Raw genomic sequence first — 18,433 nt, 5'->3', positions numbered from 1 at the left:
CCACTCTCGTCGCGGGAACGTCCGTCCGGGAAGGGATCTCGCGCAATGGCCGCACGTCCGCGTCTGCCGCTCGCTCGCTCCGGCGAACCGAGGTGGTCGCCTCCCGCCCGCTGGGCGGTGCTGGCGATCGCCGCGTTGCTCAACACCAGGGCGCTGTCGATCAACGAGTGGGCCAACACCTACTACTCGGCCGCTGTGCTGGGGATGACGCAGAGCTGGAAGGCGTTCTTCTACGGCGCGATGGACGCGGGATCGTTCATCACGGTCGACAAACCTCCGCTGGCGTTGTGGTTGCAGGCGTTGTCGGCACGGGTTTTCGGGTTCAACACCTGGAGTCTGCTGCTGCCGCAGGCGATCGCGGGCGTCGTCGCGGTGTGGGTTGTGCAGCACGTGGTGCGCCGGAGTTCCGGGCCCCTCGCCGGTGTGGTGGCGGGACTCGCGCTGGCGGTGACGCCGATCGCCGTGGTGATGGCCCGCCACAACAACCCGGACACGCTGCTGGGCCTGCTGCTGGTGCTGGCGTTGTGGGCGGCCTCGAACGCGATTCGCTCCTCACAGCTGCTGCCGCTGGTGTGGTGCGCGGTGGCCGTGGGCTTGGCGTTCAACACCAAGATGCTGCAGGCGTTCTTCGTGGTCCCGGTGATCGCGGCGGTCTACCTGGTGGCAGCCCGTCCGAAGTGGACTCGCAAGCTGCGCAACCTCGGTGTCGCCGGTGTCGTCCTGGCCGCTGTGAGCCTGTCGTGGATGCTCGTGGTCGACCTCGTGCCGGCTTCGGCCCGGCCCTACGTGGGCGGTAGCACCAACAACACGGTGCTGGACCTGCTGCTGGGCTACAACGGGTTCGGTCGCGTCGAAGGCCAGGCGCAGATCATGTCGCCGGGGATGATGGGCGGCGGCGGGTCACCGGGCGGAGGGCCGCCTCCTGGCGGTGCCATGCCCCGGGGCGGCATGCCCGGCGGGCCCGGTGGCGGAATGGACGACGCCGGCTTGACCCGGTTGTTCAGCGGCGAAGTCGCCCCGCAGATCGGCTGGCTGTTCCCGCTGGCCCTGCTCGGCGCCGTCGCGGTGATCGTGCACCTGCGGCGCCGCCCCCGGCACGACGCCCAGCGCGCGGACTTCCTGTTGTGGGCCGGAACCCTGCTGGTCACAGCGGTCGTGTTCACCTTCGCATCGGGCACCTGGCACACCTACTACGTGGTCGCCCTGGCGGCTCCGCTGGCAGCGGTGGTCGGGATGGGCGTGATCGCGATGTGGCGCCTGGCTCGCGACACCGAGTGGTGGGGCCTCCTGCTCCCCGCCTCGATCACCACCACCGGTCTGTGGAGCGCGCACCTGCTCGGCCAGAACGACGACTTCCTGCCGTGGATGGGAACGATCGTCGCAGTCGTCACGCTCGTGGCCGGTGTCGCGATGGCGATTCCCCTGGTCCTCCTGCGCGACTGGCGTGGCAGGAAGCGCCCCTTCATCGCGGCCGGAGCGCTGGTGGGAGTCCTGGCTTCACTCGCGGGCCCCACGGCCTACGCGGTGACGCCGCTGTCCACCCCGGTGGGAGCGACGTTCCCTTCCGCAGGTCCCAGCGGTGGTGCCCACGGCGGTCCCGGCGGCGGCCGGACAGCCGACGGCGGCGGTCGAGGCAACGGTGCGCAGCCGAACGCGTTGCGACCGGGCGGCATGCGCGGCGGTGGCGAAGGTGGTGAGCGGTCCAGCGGTGAGCTGGTCAGCTCGCAACTGATCCGCTACCTCACCGATCATCACGAGGACGAGACCTGGCTGGTGGCGGTGGTGGGATCGATGGTCGCCGCGCCGGTGATCCTGGAGACAGGCCAGCCGGTGATGGCCATCGGCGGTTACAACGGAAACGATCCGACCCCGACCGTCGAGGAGGTGGAGCGGCACGTCGCGGACGGCGAGCTCCGGTACGTGTGGACCAGCGGCTCGTCAGGCGTGCGGAGCATGGGAGGCGAGGTGGACACGGCCGTGGTGGACGCCTCCATGGGATGGGTCGCCCAGCACTGCGCGATCGTCGACCCCGCCGCCTACGGCGGTGACACCACCTCGACCACGCACCTCTACGACTGCCGCGGCGCTGCGTGAATCACAGGTGCGCGTTGCGCGGTTTCGGCTGGCAGACCGGGCAGGTGTAGGAGGAGCGATTCATCCACGCGTCGCGGCGGATCGAGGCTCCGCAGCGCGGGCAGGGCTTCCCGTCCTGGCCGTAGACCGCCAGGGATCGGTCGAAGTAGCCCGATTCGCCGTTGACGTTGACGTAGAGCGCGTCGAACGAGGTGCCGCCCGCGTGCAGCGCTTCGCCGATGACGTCGGTGACGGCCTCGAACAGTTCGCGGACCTTGGGGCGGGTCAAGGTCGCGGTCGGGCGGGCCCAGTGCAGCTTGGCCCGCCACAGGGCTTCGTCGGCGTAGATGTTGCCGATGCCGGAGATCAGGCTCTGGTCGAGCAGGGCGCGCTTGATGCCGGTGCGGCGACCGCGCAGCCGCTCGGTCAGCCTGGTTAGGTCGAACACCGGTTCCAGCGGGTCGGGGGCGATGTGCGCGACCGGTTGGGGCAGTGCTACGCCGTTCACCTCGACGAGTTCGGCCAGCTGCAGCCCGCCGAAGGTGCGCTGGTCGACGAACCGCAGCTCGGAACCGCCGTCGGCGAAGCGCATCCGCACCCGCAGGTGCTTCTCGTCGGGCGCGGAGGTGGGCTGCACGAGGAGCTGCCCGCTCATGCCCAAGTGCACGACCACGGCTTCGGCGTCGGTCTCCCCGGGGCCGTCGCCGAGTTCGATCCACAGGTACTTGCCGCGCCGGCGGGCCGCGGTCAGCACCCTCCCGGCGAGTCTCGCCGCGAGGTCCTGCGCTCCAGGCACGTGACGGCGGACGGCGCGCGGGTGCAGCACTTCGACGCTGGAGAGCTTCCGTCCCACCGCGTGATCGGCAACACCGCGGCGGACCACCTCGACCTCGGGCAACTCAGGCACGAACACATCCTCACCCACGCCCGGAACGCGCCTGGAGGCGGGCGTGGAAAAGGGACATGACCTCAGGGTCGAGCCCTTGGTCATGTCCCTTCGTCACGGTCGGTTCGCGATCGAACCGACCGACTCACGATGCGGAGTCCGCCGAGTCCTCGGCCTGAACGGCGTTGACCTGCTCGTTGAGCTGGCGCCAAGCCGCTTCGGCCGCCTTCTGCTCGGCTTCCTTCTTGGTGCTGCCGTCGCCTCGCCCGTAGGTCTGGCCACCGACCGCCACGAAAGCGCTGAACTCCTTGCGGTGATCAGGGCCCTCTTCCTCGACGCGGTACTCGGGCACGCCGAGAGCCGCGGAGGCGGTCAGTTCCTGGAGGCTGGTCTTCCAGTCCAAACCGGCTCCGCGCTGCGGAGCCTCGGCCAGCAACGGCTGGAAGAGCTTGTGCACGACGCCGCGCGCGACGTCGATGCCTTCGGCCAGGTAGACGGCGCCGAGCACCGCCTCCAAACCGTCCGCGAGGATGCTCGCCTTGTCACGGCCCCCCGTGAGCTCCTCGCCACGACCGAGCAGCAGGTACTCGCCGAGTCCGCCCTCACCGAGCCCGCGGGCCACCCCGGCCAACGCGTGCATGTTGACCACGCTGGCGCGCAGCTTCGCGAGCTGCCCCTCCGGCAGGTCGGGGTGCTCGTTGTAGAGGTGATCGGTGATCACCAGCCCGAGCACCGCGTCGCCGAGGAACTCCAGCCGCTCGTTCGGCGGAAGACCGCCGTTCTCGTACGCGTACGAACGGTGGGTGAGAGCAAGGGTGAGCAGCTCGGCGTCCAGTTCGACGCCGAGCGCTGCCAACAACGGAGCCCGATCCACTTGACGGGCCCTCGACTGCTTTCCCCCCACTACGTGACCGCCGCTCAGGCCGGCTGAACGACCTGACGGCCGTCGTACTGACCGCAGGCCGGGCAGACGACGTGCGGCAGCTTCTGCTCACGGCAGGAGCGGTTCGAGCACTCGACCAGCGTCGGCGCCGAGGTCTTCCACGACGAACGGCGGTGACGGGTGTTGGCCCGGGACATCTTGCGCTTCGGGACGGCCACGACTACTTCTCCTCTTCGGTACCGCCGAGCCGCTCTTGAAGCGCGGCCCAGCGAGGATCAATGGTCTCATGCGTGTGCTCGGGGGCGAGTTCGGCCCACTTCACGCCGCACCCGGAGCACAGCCCCTGGCAGTCCGGCGAGCACACCGGCGCCGAGGGAAGCGACAGCAACATCGCGTCCCGCACCACCGGTTCGAGATCGATCAGGTCGTTGACGACCCGCTCGACCTCGTCGTCATCGGTGCTGGTGTCGGTCGCGCTGTCCGGGTACGCGAAGAGCTCCCGAACCTCGATCTCGATCTCCTCGGAGACCGGGTCGAGGCACCGGACGCATTCACCGGCCAGCTGGGCCAACGCCGTGCCCGACACCAACACGCCCTCCACCACGGACTCGGCCAGCAGATCAAGCTCCACCGGCTCGCCCTCGGGCACCTTGATCATGTCGAGCCCGAAGTCGGCGGGCGCCGGGGCCTTGCGCGTGTAGGCACGGCTGCTACCGGCCCGGTGGCCGATCTCCCGGGTGTCGATCACCCACGGGCCGACTTGCGCATTGCGCGTTTCATGGCTCTGAGACATCACGAATTTCGGTGCTTGGTGAACGGGCATTTGGCCGATCTTGGGGACGGACCACGACGAATCGGGCACTGCGCCCAAGTCAGCCCTCCCAGCGTACGCGACGGCCGGCCGCGAATGACACCAGCCCCTGTTCAAGGCGGTTCCGAAGGCCGGCGGGAGGCCTGCTCAGTTGGCGCCCGCCGAGGGCTGCCACTCCTCGTAGTCGAAGGGCGCTCCCATCGGGCTGCGCAGCTGCTGACGACCCTTGCCGACCGTGCGCAGCGTGCGGCCGAGCAGGTCTTCGAAGTCGGCCAGGCGGGAGTCGACGTAGGCGTCGCACTCGCTGCGCAGCCGCTCGGCCTCCTCGTTGGCCTCCTCCGCGATCCGCTTGGCCTCGGCGCTGGCGGCCTGCGCGACCTCGGTGTCGGTGACCAGGCGGGCCTGCTCGGCCTTGCCCTCGTGCACCGACTGCTCGTAGGCGGCGCGCCCGGCCTGCACCATGCGGTCGGACTCCGACTGGGCGCGGCTGATGTAGTCCTCGTACTCGCGGCGGCCCGCGGTGACGGTCTGCTCGGCCTGGCCGCGCGCGTCGGAGAGCAGGTGATCGGCCTGCTGCCGGGCCTCGGCGAGCAGCTGCTCCGCTTCGGCCCGGGCCTCGGCGATGGTGCGCTCGGCCTCGCTCCGGGCCTCCGCGACCGACTTGTCGGCCTCGGTCTGGGCCTTGGTGACCACCTCGTCGCGGTGGTCCAGCACGTCCTGGGCGTCGTCGAGCTCCTGCGGGAACGCGTCCCGCACGTCGTCGAGCAGCTCCAGCACGTCACCGCGGGGCACCACACAACCCGAGGTCATGGGGACGCCACGCGCCTCTTCGACGATCGTGACCAGCTCGTCGAGGGCCTCGAACACCCGGTACACCATGATCTCCCTGCAGTCGTTCAGCGCCGCGCCGCTCAAGCATGTCAGAACGCCGCGCGATGCCGATCACGGGCCGTTTCCCTCCACAGTCTGCCTCCGCGACCCCCGTACGCGGGGGAAATCCTTCGTGCGCGTGTCAAGCCACCGTTCGCGCACGAAGGAAGGGAACCTCCCCACCAACAGGGTTTGGGCGGAAGGTCCCCTCGTTCACGTCAGGCAAGCACCGGAGGTCGAGCAACCCGCACCCCCGGGGCGTCTGAGACGTCGTCTGGTGAGGACGGCACTCCGCCGCGCAGTGGACATGGACACGCATGAGGAGTGGCACCCCGGCCCGGACGGCGCTACCCGCACCGGCAGGCAGTGGGGAGTGCGATCAATTCGGCGCAGGCCGTCACCCTGCGGAAATGGCGGGAACCCGAAGGGGCACCGCGAAAAGCCCCGCAGACGGATGCGTGACCCGGTGATGTGCGGAGGTCAACCGTTCTCGGCGATGCGCTCGCGCAGCCGCTGCTCGATCTTCGGCGGGAGCAGGTTGGAGACGTCGCCGCCGTAGGTGGCGACCTCCTTGACCAGGGAAGATGCCAGGAAGCTGTAGAGCGGGTTGGTCGACATGAACATGGTTTCGACCCCGGACAGCTGCTGGTTCATCTGCGCCATCTGCAGCTCGTAGTCGAAGTCGCTGACGGCGCGCAGGCCCTTGACGATCGCGCCGATCTCGTTGGCCTTGCAGTAGTCGACCAGCAGGCCGTGCCAGGAGTCGATGCGCACGTTGGGCAACTGGGCGGTGACCTCGCGCAGCATTTCGAGGCGCTCGTCAACGGAGAACAAGCCCTTCTTGCTCTTGTTGATCAGCACCGCGACGACGACCTCGTCGAACAGGCCCGACGCTCGCTCGATGATGTCCAGATGACCGTTGGTGACGGGGTCGTATGAACCTGGACATACCGCACGCCTCATGTGCTGGGACGTTAGCAGCCGGAACCCGAACCCCCCAGATCCACGTGTCCTGGCTCACCGCTGTTCGATCACGGCCCAGTGCACCGACGTGTCCCCGTAGCGCTTGGAGCGCAGCGGCTTCAGCGGGGCGGGCCAGTCCAGGTCACCGCTGCGCACCGCGCGTTCGACGATCACCACGCTGCCCGGCCCGGCCCAGCCGTTGGCGACGAGCCCGTCCAGCACGCGTTGCAGCAGGTCACCGGGCAGGTCGTAGGGCGGGTCGGCCATGACCACGTCGAACGGTTCGGAGCTCGCCGCGGCGGTCAGCGTCTCGGCCTTGACCTGCTCGACCCGCACGTCGTGGAACCCCAGGGTGGTGGCGTTGCGCTTGAGGACCTGGGCGGCGCGGCGATCGGATTCGACGAAGGTGGCGTGCCCGGCGCCTCGGGAGAGGGCTTCCAGCCCCAGCGCCCCGGAACCACCGTAGAGGTCGAGCACGCGGAGCCCGTCGATGTCGAGCATCGTCTCCAGCGAGTTGAAGAGCGCCTCGCGCACCCGCTCTGAGGTTGGCCTGGTTCCCTTCGGGGGCACTTCCAGGCGTCGCCCGCCCGCACTCCCCGCCACGATCCGCGTCACCAAGACATCGTCGCGCACCGCTGGTGGGAAGGTGTTTCGCGGGTCCGCCGCCACCGCGCACCTTACGCCCGCGAACCGGCCTCGACGGCAGGCGGGACACGTCGGGCGGTGCGGCATCGCGCGTACTCTGTTGGGTCTGCCCACCGCGCCAGACCGGGAGAAAGCCACAGGTGTCCGAAGCATCCGAAAAGCAGGCCGAGATCGCGGTCGAGCAGGAGCACGTGGACCGCGTGTACGCCCGGCTCGACGAGCTGCGCTCCGAAGCCGAGGCGATGCGCGACAAGAGCTACGAGTACGGCCGGGAGGCCACGCCCGAGGCCCTCAACGAGCGGGACGTGATGCTGCACCACGCCAACCGGACGTTGCAGGCGCTCAACGCCGAGTCCGAGGGCTTGGTGTTCGGCCGCCTGGACCTCGGCACCGGGGACGCCGTGCACATCGGCCGGCTGGGCATCCGCGACCAACGCTTCGACAACCTGCTGGTGGACTGGCGCGCCCCGTTGGCCGCCGCCTTCTACCAAGCCACTCCCGAGCACCCGCAGGACGTGATCCGCCGCCGGGTGATCCGCTGCTCGCGCGAGCAGGTGGTCGACGTCTCCGACGACCTGCTCGACCCGGATCGGGCACCGTCCGACATGCGGGTGATCGGCGACGGCGCGCTGATGGCGGCGCTGACCCGCTCGCGCGGCGAAACGATGCGCAACATCGTCGCCACCATCCAGAAGGAGCAGGACGAGGCGATCCGGGCTCCGGAGAGCGGCGTCACCGAGATCACCGGCGGTCCCGGCACCGGCAAGACGGCCGTCGCGCTGCACCGCGCCGCCTACCTGCTGTACCGGGAGCAGCGCAGGCTCGGCGGGCCGGGCGTGCTGGTCATCGGACCGTCGCCGGTGTTCATGAGCTACATCTCGCGGGTGCTGCCGTCGATGGGCGAGCACAACGTGGAGCTGCGCGCGCTCGGCGAGGTGCTCGACGGCATCAGCGCCGCGAGGGTCGACGACCCGCGCACCGCCGAGGTCAAGGGCTCGTCGCGGATGGTCAAGGTGCTGCGTCGCGCGCTGCGCCTGCCTCCGCCGGACGCCCCGGAATCGCTGCAGCTGTTCTACCGGGGCACGGTGCTCAAGCTGGAGGCCGACGACCTGAAGCGAATCCGCCGCACCCTGCACAACAAGGGCGGCCAACCGAACAAGAACCGAATGAAGGCCGCCGACGCGCTGCTGGAAGCCCTGTGGCAGCTGGCCCGGGGCCTGGCCGACCGGGATTTCCAGCCGGACCGCGACCAGCTGATCAGCGAGATCGGCGAGCGCATCGAGTTCCACCGGTTCCTCGTCGCCTGGTGGCCCGCGCTGTACCCGATGCAGGTGCTGCGCTGGCTGTCCGATCCGGAACGGCTGGCCCGCGCGGCTCGACGGCTGCTGGCCGCCGAGGAAGTCGACGTGCTGGCCAAGTCGTGGGCTGAGGTCTCCGAGTGGACGGTGGCCGACATCGCTCTGATCGACGAGCTGCGGATGCTGATCGGTCCGCCGCCCAAGCGCGCCCGCCGGGACGAGCCGGAGGCCGAGCAGCCGCGCCGCGCCTCCAACTACGACGAGTACGCGCACGTGGTGATCGACGAGGCGCAGGACCTCTCCCCGATGCAGTGGCGGATGGTCGGCCGTCGCGGCAGGCACGCGAGCTGGACGATCGTGGGCGACCCGGTGCAGTCCTCCTGGCCGGATCCGGCCGAGGCCGCGACCGCGCGCGAGGAGGCGCTCAGCGCCCAGCGCACCCACCGCAAGTTCACGCTGCGCACCAATTACCGGAACTCGGCGGAGATCTTCGACTACGCCTCGGACGCGGTCCGGGACCTGGTCAACCCGGACGACCTGCCGACGGCGGTGCGCACCACCGGCGTCGAACCGGACGTGCGCGAGGCTCCGGCGGACCAGCTGGCCGCGACGACCCGGGACGCAACCCGCGACCTGCTGGAGCGGGCCGAGGGCACGATCGGCGTCATCACCACGATGGACCGCAGGGACGAGGTGCGGGCCTGGCTGTCCGATGTGGACGACCCCAGGCTCAGGGTGGTCGGCAGCCTCGACTCCAAGGGCATGGAGTACGACGCGGTGGCGGTGGTCGACCCCGACGGCCTCGCGGCGGAGTCGTCCACCGGCCGGAGGGCGCTGTACGTCGCCCTCAGCCGGGCCACCCAGCTCCTCACGGCGATCAGGCCCAGCTGACACCGGAGGCGACTCGTCGTCGGGCCGGCGACGGGTCGCCTCCTCCTCGCGGGCCCTCCTCTCCTCCTCGCGGGCCCTCCGCTGACCACGAAGACCGGTTGACCCTGCAACGCAGCTCACCTAGCGTGGGATATGAGATATCATGCGTCACGACGGGGTGGTTGCATGCACGAACCCGCCATGTCCACTGCGGCCCCGAAGCGGTCCACCGGCAAGCGGTCCCAGATCCGGTGGTTCATGGTCGTCCTGGTCGCCCTGGCCACCGCCATCGCCTACATCGACCGCGCGAACCTCAGCGTCGCAAGCGATTCCATGCAGCAGGAGCTCCAGTTCTCCGACGAGCTCAAGGGCGTCATGCTGTCTTCGTTCTTCTGGACCTACGCGTTGTTCCAGCTCCCGGGAGGCTGGCTCGTCGACCGCTACGGGCCGCGAGCGCTCTACGCGATCGCGGTCGTGTGGTGGTCGATCGGCACCGCGGCCACCGCGCTCACCAGGGGGTTCGCCGGGGTGATCGGCTGCCGGCTGGTGCTGGGCGTCGGCGAGGCCCCGGTGCAGTCGGCCAACGCCCGGGTGGTGTCGGAGTGGTTCCCGCGCAAGGAGCGGGCGTTCGCGTCGTCCATCTTCGACACCGGCTCGGAGTTCGGCAGCGCGCTGTCGGTCCCGCTGGTGACGTTGCTGATCGCGCTCGTCGGCTGGCGCGGCTCGTTCGTGGTGACCGGAGCGTTGGGCCTGGTCTGGGTCGTGGCGTGGTTGCTGATCTACCGCTCGCCGCGCCAGCAGAAGTGGGCCAACCAGGCCGAGGTGGACTACATCGAGCAGGGCGGCGGCCGCACCGAGGAGAAGGAGCTCGGCGACGCGGGCAAGCAGCCGATGAAGTGGCGCGACCTGTTCCGCTACTCGACGACCTGGGCGCTGGTGGCCGGCTACACCTGCCGCGGTGTGATCATCTACTTCTTCATCACCTGGTACCCGGACTTCCTGGTCAACCAGCAGGGCTTCTCGTTGCTGGAACTGGGCCTGTTCGGCGCGATCCCGGGCCTGGCGGCGATGGTGGCGAACTGGCTGGGCGGGTTGTTCTCCGACTGGCTGGTGCGCCGCGGAACCCCGCTGCCGATGGCCCGCAAGATCCCGCTGGTGATCGGCATGGTCGGTGCGTCGACGATCGCGCTGGCCTCGATCGCACCGAGTCCCGCGTGGGCGCTGGTGTTCCTCACCGCCTCCTACTGCAGCGCGGCGGTGTCCACGGGTGCTTTGCTGTCGCTCCCGGCGGACGTGGCCCCGACGCCGCGCAACGTGGCGTCGCTGACCGGCGTGCAGAACTTCGGTTCGCAGCTGGGCGGGATCATCGGGCCCATCGTGATCGGCTTCCTGCTGGGCACCGGGCAGTTCGCTTACGTGTGGCCGCTGGTGTTCGCCGGGGCGATGTGCGTGCTGGGCGCGTTCTTCTACGCCTTCGTGGTGCAGGTCAAACCCTTGGACGAGCAGAAGCCGATGTTCTGAGCACGACTCGTGCCTCGCGGCGGTGCCTGAGCGGCCCTCACGGCACCGCCGCGCGCGCTCGGAGAAGCCTTCAGGAGTCGGCCTCCTCGGCCGATTCGAGGTTGGTCAGGGACTGCTGGACGTGCTTGCTCACGAGGCGTTCGGCTTCGTCGGCGTTGCCGTCGGTGACGGCCGCCAGGATCTCGGCGTGCTCGACGAATTCCTCGCGCCAGGTGGGCCAGCGGTCCCACAGCAGGTTCACCACGCCCAGGGCGGTGAGGTCCTGCAGGTCGTCGAGCTGGTCGATGACCAGGGCGTTGCCGCAGCCGGAGTACAGCGACCGGTGGAAGCGGCGGTTGGCCATGCTCAGCGCGTGGTTGTCGCCCGCGCTGAGCAGCCCGGCGGCCTCGTTGAGCGCGTCCTGCGCACGACGGACCACGTCGGGTGAGCCGCTGCGGGTGGTCATCTTGGCGGCCCACGGTTCGAGCAGCCTGCGGACTTCGTAGACCTTGCGGACGTCTTCGAGCGAGAGCTTGCGGACGGTGATGCCCTTGTTCGGCACCACCGTGACCAGACCGGTGTGGGCCATGCCGATCAGGGCTTCGCGCACGGGCGTCTTCGACACGCCGAGCAGTTCCGACAGGCGCCGCTCGACCAGCGTCTCGCCTGGCCGCAGCTCACCGGCCAGGATCGCGTTGCGGATGGAGTCCGCGACCAGGTCGGTGCGGCTGGCGGGCCCGCTGAGGGGGCGCAGTCCGGAGGAATCACTGGCCAGCTGTGTCACGCCTCCGATGATATATCAAGGTGGTCCGACGCACCCGGACGACCTGCGGATTCCGCAGCTCTCCACCGGCTTGATGTATGATATACCAACGCCTAAGGATCGGAAGCTGCGAGGAGCTCATGCGTACAGTCGCCCAGGCCGTGGCCCGCGTGCTCGCCGACGCGGGAGTCGAACACGGCTTCACCGTGCCCGGGGAATCGTTCCTGGGGTTGCTCGACGCGTTCGCCGAAACCCCGGAGCTGACGCTGGTTTCCACGCGCCACGAGAGCGGCGCGGCGTTCATGGCCGAAGCGTGCGGCAAACTGCGCGGTGTCCCCGCCGTGGCGATGGCCAGTCGAGGTCCCGGCGCGACGAACCTGTCCATCGGCGTGCACACCGCCCGGCAGGACCACACACCGATGGTGGTGCTGCTCGGCCAGGTCCCCTCCAGCAAGCTGGGCAGGGAGAGCTTCCAGGAGGTCGACCTCGCGGCGATGTTCGCCCCGCTGGCCAACTGGTCAGCGCAGCCCGCCTCCGCCGCCGAGGTCCCGGGCGTGGTCGCCGAGGCGTTCGCGCAGGCGACCGGCCCGCGCCCAGGTCCGGCGGTGGTGGCGGTGCCCAGTGACTTCTGGGACGAGCCCTTCCACGGCCCGCTGCCGGTTCCCGAGCCGCTGCCCGCGGAGGTTCCCGACGTCGCCGCTGCGGCCGAACGGCTCGCTGCCGCGCGCAGTCCCGTGGTGATCACCGGAGCACGTGATCCCGTGAGCCACCGCGAACTCGTCGCGACCGCCGAGGAGCTCGGGCTCGCGGTGTACACGGGTTTCCGGCGCCAGGACGCCTTCCCCGAGGACCACCCGCACTTCGCCGGACACCTCGGCCTGTCGGTGCCGGACGCGCAGCTCAAGGCGCTCGAGAACGCCGACGTGGTGTTGTCGGTGGGCATGCGGCTCGACGAGGTGACCAGCCAGGGGTTCAGGTTCCCGCTGCCCGAGCAGGACCACCTGCGGCTGCCGCCATCGGCGCTCGCCGAGTTGCGCGCGAGGACCCCGGGTCGACGACGTGACTGGTCGACCGCCCACGAGGCGGTGCGCGAGTTCATGACCCCACCGGAGCTCGACGCCAGCTCCGCCCCGCACCCGACCGAGGTGGTGCGAGAACTGCGGCGACTCGCTCCGCGCGACGCGGTGGTCACCAACGATGCGGGCAACTTCTCCGGATTCGCGCACCGCTACTGGGGTTTCACCGAACCGCGCACGCAGCTCGGCCCGTGCAACGGGGCGATGGGCTACGCGGTCCCCTCGGCGGTGGCGGCGAAGCTCGTCGCGCCGGAGCGCACCGTGCTCGCGATGGTCGGCGACGGCGGCGCGCTGATGACCGGCCAGGAGATCGAGACGGCCGTGCGGCACAGGGCACACGTGGTCGTGGTGGTGTTCCAGAACGGCTTGTACGGCACGATCGCGCTGCACCAGGTCAAGAGCAACCGCCCGATGTCCGCGGTGAACATCGGCGCGGTGGACTTCGCTGGTTGGGCACGAAGTCTCGGCGCCGCCGGGCACACCGTCGACACGCGCGAACAGCTGGAACCAGCGATCCGGAGCGCGCTGGCCGAGGACCGGCCGTGCGTGCTGGACGTGCGCATCGATCCCGACGTGCTCACCGCCGACGCACGACTGGCGGACTTCTTAGAGAGCTAACTCGACTCCAGCGCGTTCGGCGACACCGCACAGCTGCTCGACGAGGGTGTCCGGCATCGGAATCCCCTCCCGACGACGCACTTCCCGTGAGGCGGCCTGCGGATCTCCCGCCACCAGGACGCGTTCGTCCGGGTTCAGCGGTGGTGTCGCGTGGAGCCGGTCGATGGCATCGTCGAGGTCGTCTTCGAACTCGCCTGGTGGGCGGAACCCGCTCGGGTCGAGAGCGAGGAAGAAGTGCCCGATGTTGTGGGGGTCCTCGCGTTTCCGGCTCGCCGGGAACGCGCCACCGCACAGCGTGGCGGCCAGGACGTGGGCCATCACGCTCAGCCCGTAGCCCTTGTGCGAACCCATTTCCGGTGTTCCACCGAGCGGTGTCAGCCCGCCGACGTCGTCGTTGCGGAGGATGCCGAGAGCCCGGTGCGCGTCGGTCACCGGGCGGGCGGCGTCGTCGACCACCCAGCCTTCCGGGAGGGGTTCGCCGTGGAAGTCGTAGACCTTGACCTTGTTGACGGCGGCCGTGGTGGTGGCGATGTCGAGCAGGAAGTGGGGATTGCGCCGGGCGGGCGCTGCGAAGGCGATCGGGTTGGTGGCCAGCATCGGCACCACCGATCCCGTCGGCGGCGAGGCGGGCAGGTTCGCCGAGCTGGTGACCAGTCCGACCAGCCCCTGCCGCGCGGCCATCTCGGCGTAGTGACCCGCCGCGCCGAAGTGGTGCGAGTTGACCACCGAGACCACGCCGACCGTGCCGGCCTTCGCCTTGTCGATGGCCATCCGCATGGCGAACTCCCCCGCCGGATGCCCGATGCCGCTGTGGGCGTCGACCAGCGCCGATGCGGCGTTCTCGCGCACCACCGCAGGCCTGGCGCGCAGGTCGATCCTGCCCTCGGCGCGGAACTGCTCGTAGGTCATGAGCATCGACACGCCGTGCGAGTCGATGCCCGCCAGGTCCGTCTCGACCATCACCTCGGCGGTGATCTCGGCCAGGTCGCGGTCCATGCCCCACGCGGCGAGGACGTCGATGATCAGCGTGCGCACTGCCTCGGCGGAAACCCGCACCTCGTTCCTCCTCGCACCTGCGTCCGACCGCAAGAGGTTCACAACAGGGGGTTTTCGGCGGCCCACGCCTCGTACTCGGCGCGGGTGGCCTCGTCCGGCGGGTACGTGCCGCGCAGCGGACGACCTGATTCCACTTTGGAGAGGACGAACGCTTCGAGGTGCTCCTGCGCCGCAGCGGCTTCGGCGACCTCCTCAGCCAAGTGACGTGGGAGGCACACGACGCCGTCGGAGTCGCCGACGAGCACGTCTCCCGGGTAGACCGCGACCTCGCCGCAGCCGATGGGCACCTGCATGTCCACCGCGTGGTGCTGGATCAGGTTGGTGTTGGCGGACGGGTTCATCGCGAACGTCGGCATCTCCAGCGTCGCGAAGCCGTCCGAGTCGCGCACCGAGCCGTCGGTCACCACGCCCGCGCAACCGCGGTGCAGCAGCCGGGTCGCCAGGATGTGGCCGAGCGAGGCGGCTCGCTGCTGCCCGCGCGAGTCGATGACCAGCACCTCGCCACGGCCCACGGATTCGACGGCTTTGCGCTGCGGGTGGTCGTAGTCCTGGAACACCGACAGCACGTCGACGTCCTCCCGCGCCGGGATGTAGCGCAGGGTGAACGCGACGCCGACCATGTTCACCTGCGCCGGGTTCAGCGCCCGCAGGCCCTGCATGAACTGGTTGCGCAGACCGCGCGAGAGCAGCTGCGTGGTGATGGTCGCCGTGCTGGCGCGGCGCAGCGCCAGCAGGACGCCCTCCGGCAGCGGATCGGGAGTCTTGACCGAGGTGTCCACCATCTTCGACCCTTCGCATCGTCGGATCTCTGAGATATCATATACCGCAGCCGCAACATCCGGACCGCTCGACGACATCGACCAGTCAAGTCACGCGAACGACGAAGTTCCAGACACCGGAAGGGGGCTCGCGGCATGACCCGTCCCAGGCTCACCGCCGAGCAGCTGCGCAGTCACCGCTGGTTCGGCGTGGACACCATGCGCTCGTTCGGGCACAAGTCCCGCGCCAAGCAGATGGGTTTCGACGCCGAGGACTGCTCGGGCAAGCCGGTGATCGGCATCGTCAACACCTGGAGCGACATCAACCCGTGCCACACGCACTTCCGGGAGCGCGCCGAGACCGTCAAGCGGGGCGTTCACCAGGCGGGGGGCTTCCCGCTGGAGCTGCCGGCGATGTCGCTGTCCGAGCCGTTCCAGAAGCCGACCACGATGCTCTACCGGAACATGCTCGCGATGGAGACCGAGGAGCTGCTGCGCTCCTACCCCATCGACGGCTGCGTCCTGATGGGCGGCTGCGACAAGACCACACCGGGCTTGATCATGGGCGCGACCAGCGTCGACGTGCCCTCGATCTTCCTGCCCGCCGGCCCGATGCTCAAGGGCCGCTGGAAGGGCGTGACGCTCGGCAGCGGCTCGGACACCTGGAAGTACTGGGCGCAGCGCCGCGCGGGCACCCTCGGCGAGCAGGAGTGGGGCGAGATCGAGGACGGCATCGCCCGTTCACCCGGCCACTGCATGACGATGGGCACCGCCTCGACGATGACCGCTGCCGCCGAGGCGCTGGGGCTGACGCTGACCGGCGGTTCCTCGGTCCCCGCCGCGTTCTCCCACCACCCGCAGCTGGCGGTTGCCACCGGACGCCGGATCGTCGACCTCGTCTGGGAGGACGTCACGCCGCGGGAGATCTTGACCCGGGAGGCGTTCGAGAACGCCATCGCGGTGGTGATGGCGATGGGCGGCTCCACCAACGCGGTGATCCACCTGGTGGCGATGGCCGGTCGTGCCGAGGTCGACCTGCCGCTGGAGGTCTTCGACGACTGGTCCCGCGCAGTCCCAGCGCTGGCCAACATCCGGCCCTCCGGCGAGTACCTGATGGAGGACTTCTACGACGCGGGCGGGCTGCGCGGGCTGATGGCCGAGCTCGGCGAGCTGCTGCACCGCGACACGATCACCGTCAACGGCCGCACGCTCGGCGAGAACCTCGAAGGCGCCGAGATCCACGACACCGACGTGATCCGCCGCCGCGACGACCCGCTGACCGAACAGGGCGGGCTGGCGGTGCTGCGCGGTTCGCTGGCGCCCGACGGCTGCGTCATCAAGACCAGCGCGGCCAGCCCGGAACTGCTGCGGCACCGGGGCAGGGCGATCGTGTTCGACTCCTACGACGACATGGAGGCCCGCATCGACGCCGAAGACCTCGACGTCGACGAGAGCTCGGTGCTGATCCTGCGCGGCGCCGGTCCGCTGGGCGGGCCGGGCATGCCGGAGTGGGGCATGCTGCCGATCCCGAAGAAGCTGCTGCGGCGAGGAGTATCGGACATGGTCCGGGTCTCCGACGCGCGGATGAGCGGCACCAGCTACGGCACCTGCGTCTTGCACGTGGCGCCGGAGTCGGTCGCGGGCGGGCCGCTGGCACTGGTGCGCGACGGCGACGTCGTCGAGCTCGACGTGCCCGGACGTCGGCTCGACCTGCACGTCGACGCCGAGGAGCTGGAGCGCAGGCGCACCGAGTGGACGCCGCCGGAGCCGGTCTTCTCGCGCGGCTACGGCAAGTTGTTCGCCCAGCACATCACCCAGGCCGACAAGGGCTGCGACTTCGACTTCCTCGAAGGCACCGGCGGCGCGCCCGAACCGGCGATCCACTGACGCGAGCGGAGGCGAGGATGTCCACCAGCGTCGATGCGCTGCGCGGGGTCACCGCGATCACCGTGACCCCGTTCGACGGCACGGGCTCACCCGACTGGTCCGGCTACGAGGCGATCGTGGCGCGGATGGGTGCGGCAGGGGTCCACGTGATCACGCCCAACGGCAACACCAGCGAGTTCTACGCGCTGTCCCGCCAGGAGTGGCAGCGGGCCAACGAGGTCACGATGGCCGCCGCAGGCGACTCGGTGGTGATGCCCGGCATCGGCTACGACATCGCCACCGCCCAGGACATGGCGGTCGCGGTGCAGCAGCTCGGTGCGCCGCTGGCGATGCTGCACCAGCCGGTCCACCCGCACCAGTCGGTGGCCGGGTGGGCGGCCTACAACCGGCTGATCGCTCGGTCCGCGCCAGGCCTCGGTTTCGTGCTCTACGTCAAGGATTCCCGCATCGACGCCGAGGCGCTGGGCTCGCTGTTCGACGCGTGCCCCAACGTGGTCGGCATCAAGTACGCGGTCGCCGATCCGCTGCGCTTCGGCGAGATCTGCACCGCGCTCGGCACCGACCGGGTGGCATGGTCCTGCGGGCTCGCCGAGCGGTGGGCGCCGTCGTTCTGGCCACTGGGCGCGGCCGGTTTCACCTCGGGCGGGGTCAACGTCGCGCCGAGGCTCTCGCTGGACTACCTAGCGGCCCTGCGCAGCGGCGACCAGGCCGAGATCCTGCGGTTGTGGTCGCTGATCGCCCCGTTCGAGAAGATGCGGGCCGAGGACGCGACCGCCTGCAACGTCGCGGTGGTCAAGGAGGCCCTGGCCCAGCAGGGGCTGTGCGGCGCAGGGGTGCGGCCACCGGCCGGTGGCCTGTCCTCGCAGCAGCGCGAACAGGTCACCGGCGTCCTGGCGTCCTGGTCGGAGGCCGGTTACTGACCGTCGATGCGGACGAACGCCTGGGCCGAGGAGGCCCATCGGTAGTGCTCGGTGTGGCCCTGGCCGGTGTCGAAGTCGTTGATCCACACGGCGATGTCGTGGTGGAACACCTGGAACTCCTCCGGCACCTGGGTCCACACGGGCGGGCTGACGACGGTTCCCAACGTGCGCGGCACGGTGCCGCCCGGGTCCGTGGTCATGCCGATCAGCGCCCGGGAGTACTCGGAGTCCCGAGGCCCGCACTCGATCAGCATCAGGGCGTCCTCGAGCCCTTCGCCGGTGACGTCGGCGTAGCCGATCGGCTTGTCCGGGGTGAAGCGGTAGACCCGGTCTCCGGCCTCACCGGCTCCGTCGGTGAACGAGACCACCTGCCGCGGGCAAGATCCCACCTGCGGGACCTCGAATTCGGCGTTGTGCCAGTCGACCTGCTGCACGTCGGCGGTGGCCACACCGCTCCCCGCGACCAATCCCGCGGCCACGAGCACCCACGCGCTCGACGAGAACCATTTCCGCATGACGACCCCCAAGTCTTCGGTTGCGGCTCACTGGCTACCGG

General features: G+C 69.9%; 17 protein-coding genes. 6 read left to right on the top strand and 11 right to left on the bottom strand.

Annotation, left to right across the window (positions count from 1 at the left end):
* Positions 1 to 45: 45 nt before the first annotated feature.
* A complete protein-coding gene (locus E1161_RS19690) occupies positions 46 to 2,094 on the top strand; it encodes an ArnT family glycosyltransferase (RefSeq protein ID WP_132625409.1) in 2,049 nt (682 codons plus the stop codon).
* A gap of 1 nt (position 2,095) precedes the next feature.
* Here E1161_RS19690 and mutM read toward each other — a convergent pair whose 3' ends face one another.
* The 7 genes from mutM to rsmD form a co-directional block, all read right to left on the bottom strand.
* A complete protein-coding gene (mutM, locus tag E1161_RS19685) occupies positions 2,096 to 2,980 on the bottom strand; it encodes a bifunctional DNA-formamidopyrimidine glycosylase/DNA-(apurinic or apyrimidinic site) lyase (protein ID WP_132625407.1) in 885 nt (294 codons plus the stop codon).
* Positions 2,981 to 3,104: 124 nt separating this feature from the next.
* Positions 3,105 to 3,863, bottom strand: coding sequence for a ribonuclease III (gene rnc, locus E1161_RS19680; protein WP_132625405.1), 759 nt, complete (start codon positions 3,861 to 3,863; stop codon positions 3,105 to 3,107).
* A 14-nt stretch (positions 3,864 to 3,877) separates the two neighbouring features.
* Entirely contained in the window at positions 3,878 to 4,060 is a 183-nt protein-coding gene (rpmF, locus tag E1161_RS19675) for a 50S ribosomal protein L32 (protein ID WP_125091036.1), read from the bottom strand.
* 2 nt (positions 4,061 to 4,062) lie between these two features.
* The gene (locus E1161_RS19670; protein ID WP_165939877.1) at positions 4,063 to 4,635 is read right to left on the bottom strand and encodes a YceD family protein; all 573 of its coding nucleotides are present in this window, start codon (positions 4,633 to 4,635) and stop codon (positions 4,063 to 4,065) included.
* A 165-nt stretch (positions 4,636 to 4,800) separates the two neighbouring features.
* On the bottom strand, positions 4,801 to 5,529 hold the full coding sequence (locus tag E1161_RS19665; protein ID WP_132625461.1) for an SPFH domain-containing protein: 729 nt from the start codon (positions 5,527 to 5,529) through the stop codon (positions 4,801 to 4,803).
* 474 nt (positions 5,530 to 6,003) lie between these two features.
* Positions 6,004 to 6,486, bottom strand: a complete 483-nt coding sequence (gene coaD / locus E1161_RS19660; protein ID WP_132625403.1) for a pantetheine-phosphate adenylyltransferase — start codon at positions 6,484 to 6,486, stop codon at positions 6,004 to 6,006.
* A gap of 54 nt (positions 6,487 to 6,540) precedes the next feature.
* Positions 6,541 to 7,101: a 16S rRNA (guanine(966)-N(2))-methyltransferase RsmD gene (gene rsmD / locus E1161_RS19655; RefSeq protein WP_132625401.1), complete on the bottom strand. Its 561-nt coding sequence runs from the start codon at positions 7,099 to 7,101 to the stop codon at positions 6,541 to 6,543.
* A 170-nt stretch (positions 7,102 to 7,271) separates the two neighbouring features.
* Between rsmD and E1161_RS19650 the strand changes: the two genes are divergently transcribed.
* Both E1161_RS19650 and E1161_RS19645 read left to right on the top strand, forming a co-directional pair.
* Entirely contained in the window at positions 7,272 to 9,320 is a 2,049-nt protein-coding gene (locus E1161_RS19650; RefSeq protein WP_132625399.1) for a HelD family protein, read from the top strand.
* Between the two features lie 165 nt (positions 9,321 to 9,485).
* A complete protein-coding gene (locus E1161_RS19645) occupies positions 9,486 to 10,820 on the top strand; it encodes an MFS transporter (protein WP_165939876.1) in 1,335 nt (444 codons plus the stop codon).
* 70 nt (positions 10,821 to 10,890) lie between these two features.
* Here E1161_RS19645 and E1161_RS19640 read toward each other — a convergent pair whose 3' ends face one another.
* Complete coding sequence (locus tag E1161_RS19640; RefSeq protein WP_235875159.1) at positions 10,891 to 11,583, bottom strand: GntR family transcriptional regulator; 693 nt, start codon at positions 11,581 to 11,583, stop codon at positions 10,891 to 10,893.
* A 119-nt stretch (positions 11,584 to 11,702) separates the two neighbouring features.
* Between E1161_RS19640 and E1161_RS19635 the strand changes: the two genes are divergently transcribed.
* A complete protein-coding gene (locus tag E1161_RS19635) occupies positions 11,703 to 13,256 on the top strand; it encodes a thiamine pyrophosphate-dependent enzyme (protein WP_132625395.1) in 1,554 nt (517 codons plus the stop codon).
* On the opposite strand, the gene E1161_RS19630 is transcribed toward E1161_RS19635, so the two are convergent.
* On the bottom strand, positions 13,245 to 14,312 hold the full coding sequence (locus E1161_RS19630; protein ID WP_132625393.1) for an Ldh family oxidoreductase: 1,068 nt from the start codon (positions 14,310 to 14,312) through the stop codon (positions 13,245 to 13,247). The genes E1161_RS19635 and E1161_RS19630 overlap by 12 nt on opposite strands.
* Before the next feature lie 38 nt (positions 14,313 to 14,350).
* Complete coding sequence (locus E1161_RS19625; RefSeq protein WP_132625391.1) at positions 14,351 to 15,094, bottom strand: ribonuclease activity regulator RraA; 744 nt, start codon at positions 15,092 to 15,094, stop codon at positions 14,351 to 14,353.
* A 132-nt stretch (positions 15,095 to 15,226) separates the two neighbouring features.
* On the opposite strand from E1161_RS19625, the gene araD reads away from it, so the two are divergent.
* Entirely contained in the window at positions 15,227 to 16,957 is a 1,731-nt protein-coding gene (araD, locus tag E1161_RS19620; protein ID WP_132625389.1) for an L-arabinonate dehydratase, read from the top strand.
* A 17-nt stretch (positions 16,958 to 16,974) separates the two neighbouring features.
* On the top strand, positions 16,975 to 17,877 hold the full coding sequence (locus tag E1161_RS19615) for a dihydrodipicolinate synthase family protein (protein WP_132625387.1): 903 nt from the start codon (positions 16,975 to 16,977) through the stop codon (positions 17,875 to 17,877).
* Here E1161_RS19615 and E1161_RS19610 read toward each other — a convergent pair.
* The gene (locus E1161_RS19610; RefSeq protein WP_132625385.1) at positions 17,871 to 18,392 is read right to left on the bottom strand and encodes a hypothetical protein; all 522 of its coding nucleotides are present in this window, start codon (positions 18,390 to 18,392) and stop codon (positions 17,871 to 17,873) included. The two genes, E1161_RS19615 and E1161_RS19610, sit on opposite strands and share 7 nt — an antisense overlap.
* Positions 18,393 to 18,433 lie beyond the last annotated feature (41 nt).

This window comes from Saccharopolyspora aridisoli (assembly GCF_004348445.1).
Lineage (GTDB): Bacteria > Actinomycetota > Actinomycetes > Mycobacteriales > Pseudonocardiaceae > Saccharopolyspora > Saccharopolyspora aridisoli.
The sequence above is the reverse complement of the archived record's forward strand: the minus strand, read 5'-3'. Positions and strand labels throughout refer to the sequence as shown.

What these genes read in the sequence shown, in the direction of transcription:
- E1161_RS19610 (WP_132625385.1), bottom strand. Translation starts at nt 18,392, where the DNA reads ATGCGGAAATGGTTCTCGTCGAGCGCGTGGGTGCTCGTGGCCGCGGGA.
- coaD (WP_132625403.1), bottom strand. Translation starts at nt 6,486, where the DNA reads ATGAGGCGTGCGGTATGTCCAGGTTCATACGACCCCGTCACCAACGGT.
- E1161_RS19615 (WP_132625387.1), top strand. Translation starts at nt 16,975, where the DNA reads ATGTCCACCAGCGTCGATGCGCTGCGCGGGGTCACCGCGATCACCGTG.
- E1161_RS19690 (WP_132625409.1), top strand. Translation starts at nt 46, where the DNA reads ATGGCCGCACGTCCGCGTCTGCCGCTCGCTCGCTCCGGCGAACCGAGG.
- E1161_RS19645 (WP_165939876.1), top strand. Translation starts at nt 9,486, where the DNA reads ATGCACGAACCCGCCATGTCCACTGCGGCCCCGAAGCGGTCCACCGGC.
- E1161_RS19625 (WP_132625391.1), bottom strand. Translation starts at nt 15,094, where the DNA reads ATGGTGGACACCTCGGTCAAGACTCCCGATCCGCTGCCGGAGGGCGTC.
- E1161_RS19635 (WP_132625395.1), top strand. Translation starts at nt 11,703, where the DNA reads ATGCGTACAGTCGCCCAGGCCGTGGCCCGCGTGCTCGCCGACGCGGGA.
- E1161_RS19670 (WP_165939877.1), bottom strand. Translation starts at nt 4,635, where the DNA reads ATGTCTCAGAGCCATGAAACGCGCAATGCGCAAGTCGGCCCGTGGGTG.
- araD (WP_132625389.1), top strand. Translation starts at nt 15,227, where the DNA reads ATGACCCGTCCCAGGCTCACCGCCGAGCAGCTGCGCAGTCACCGCTGG.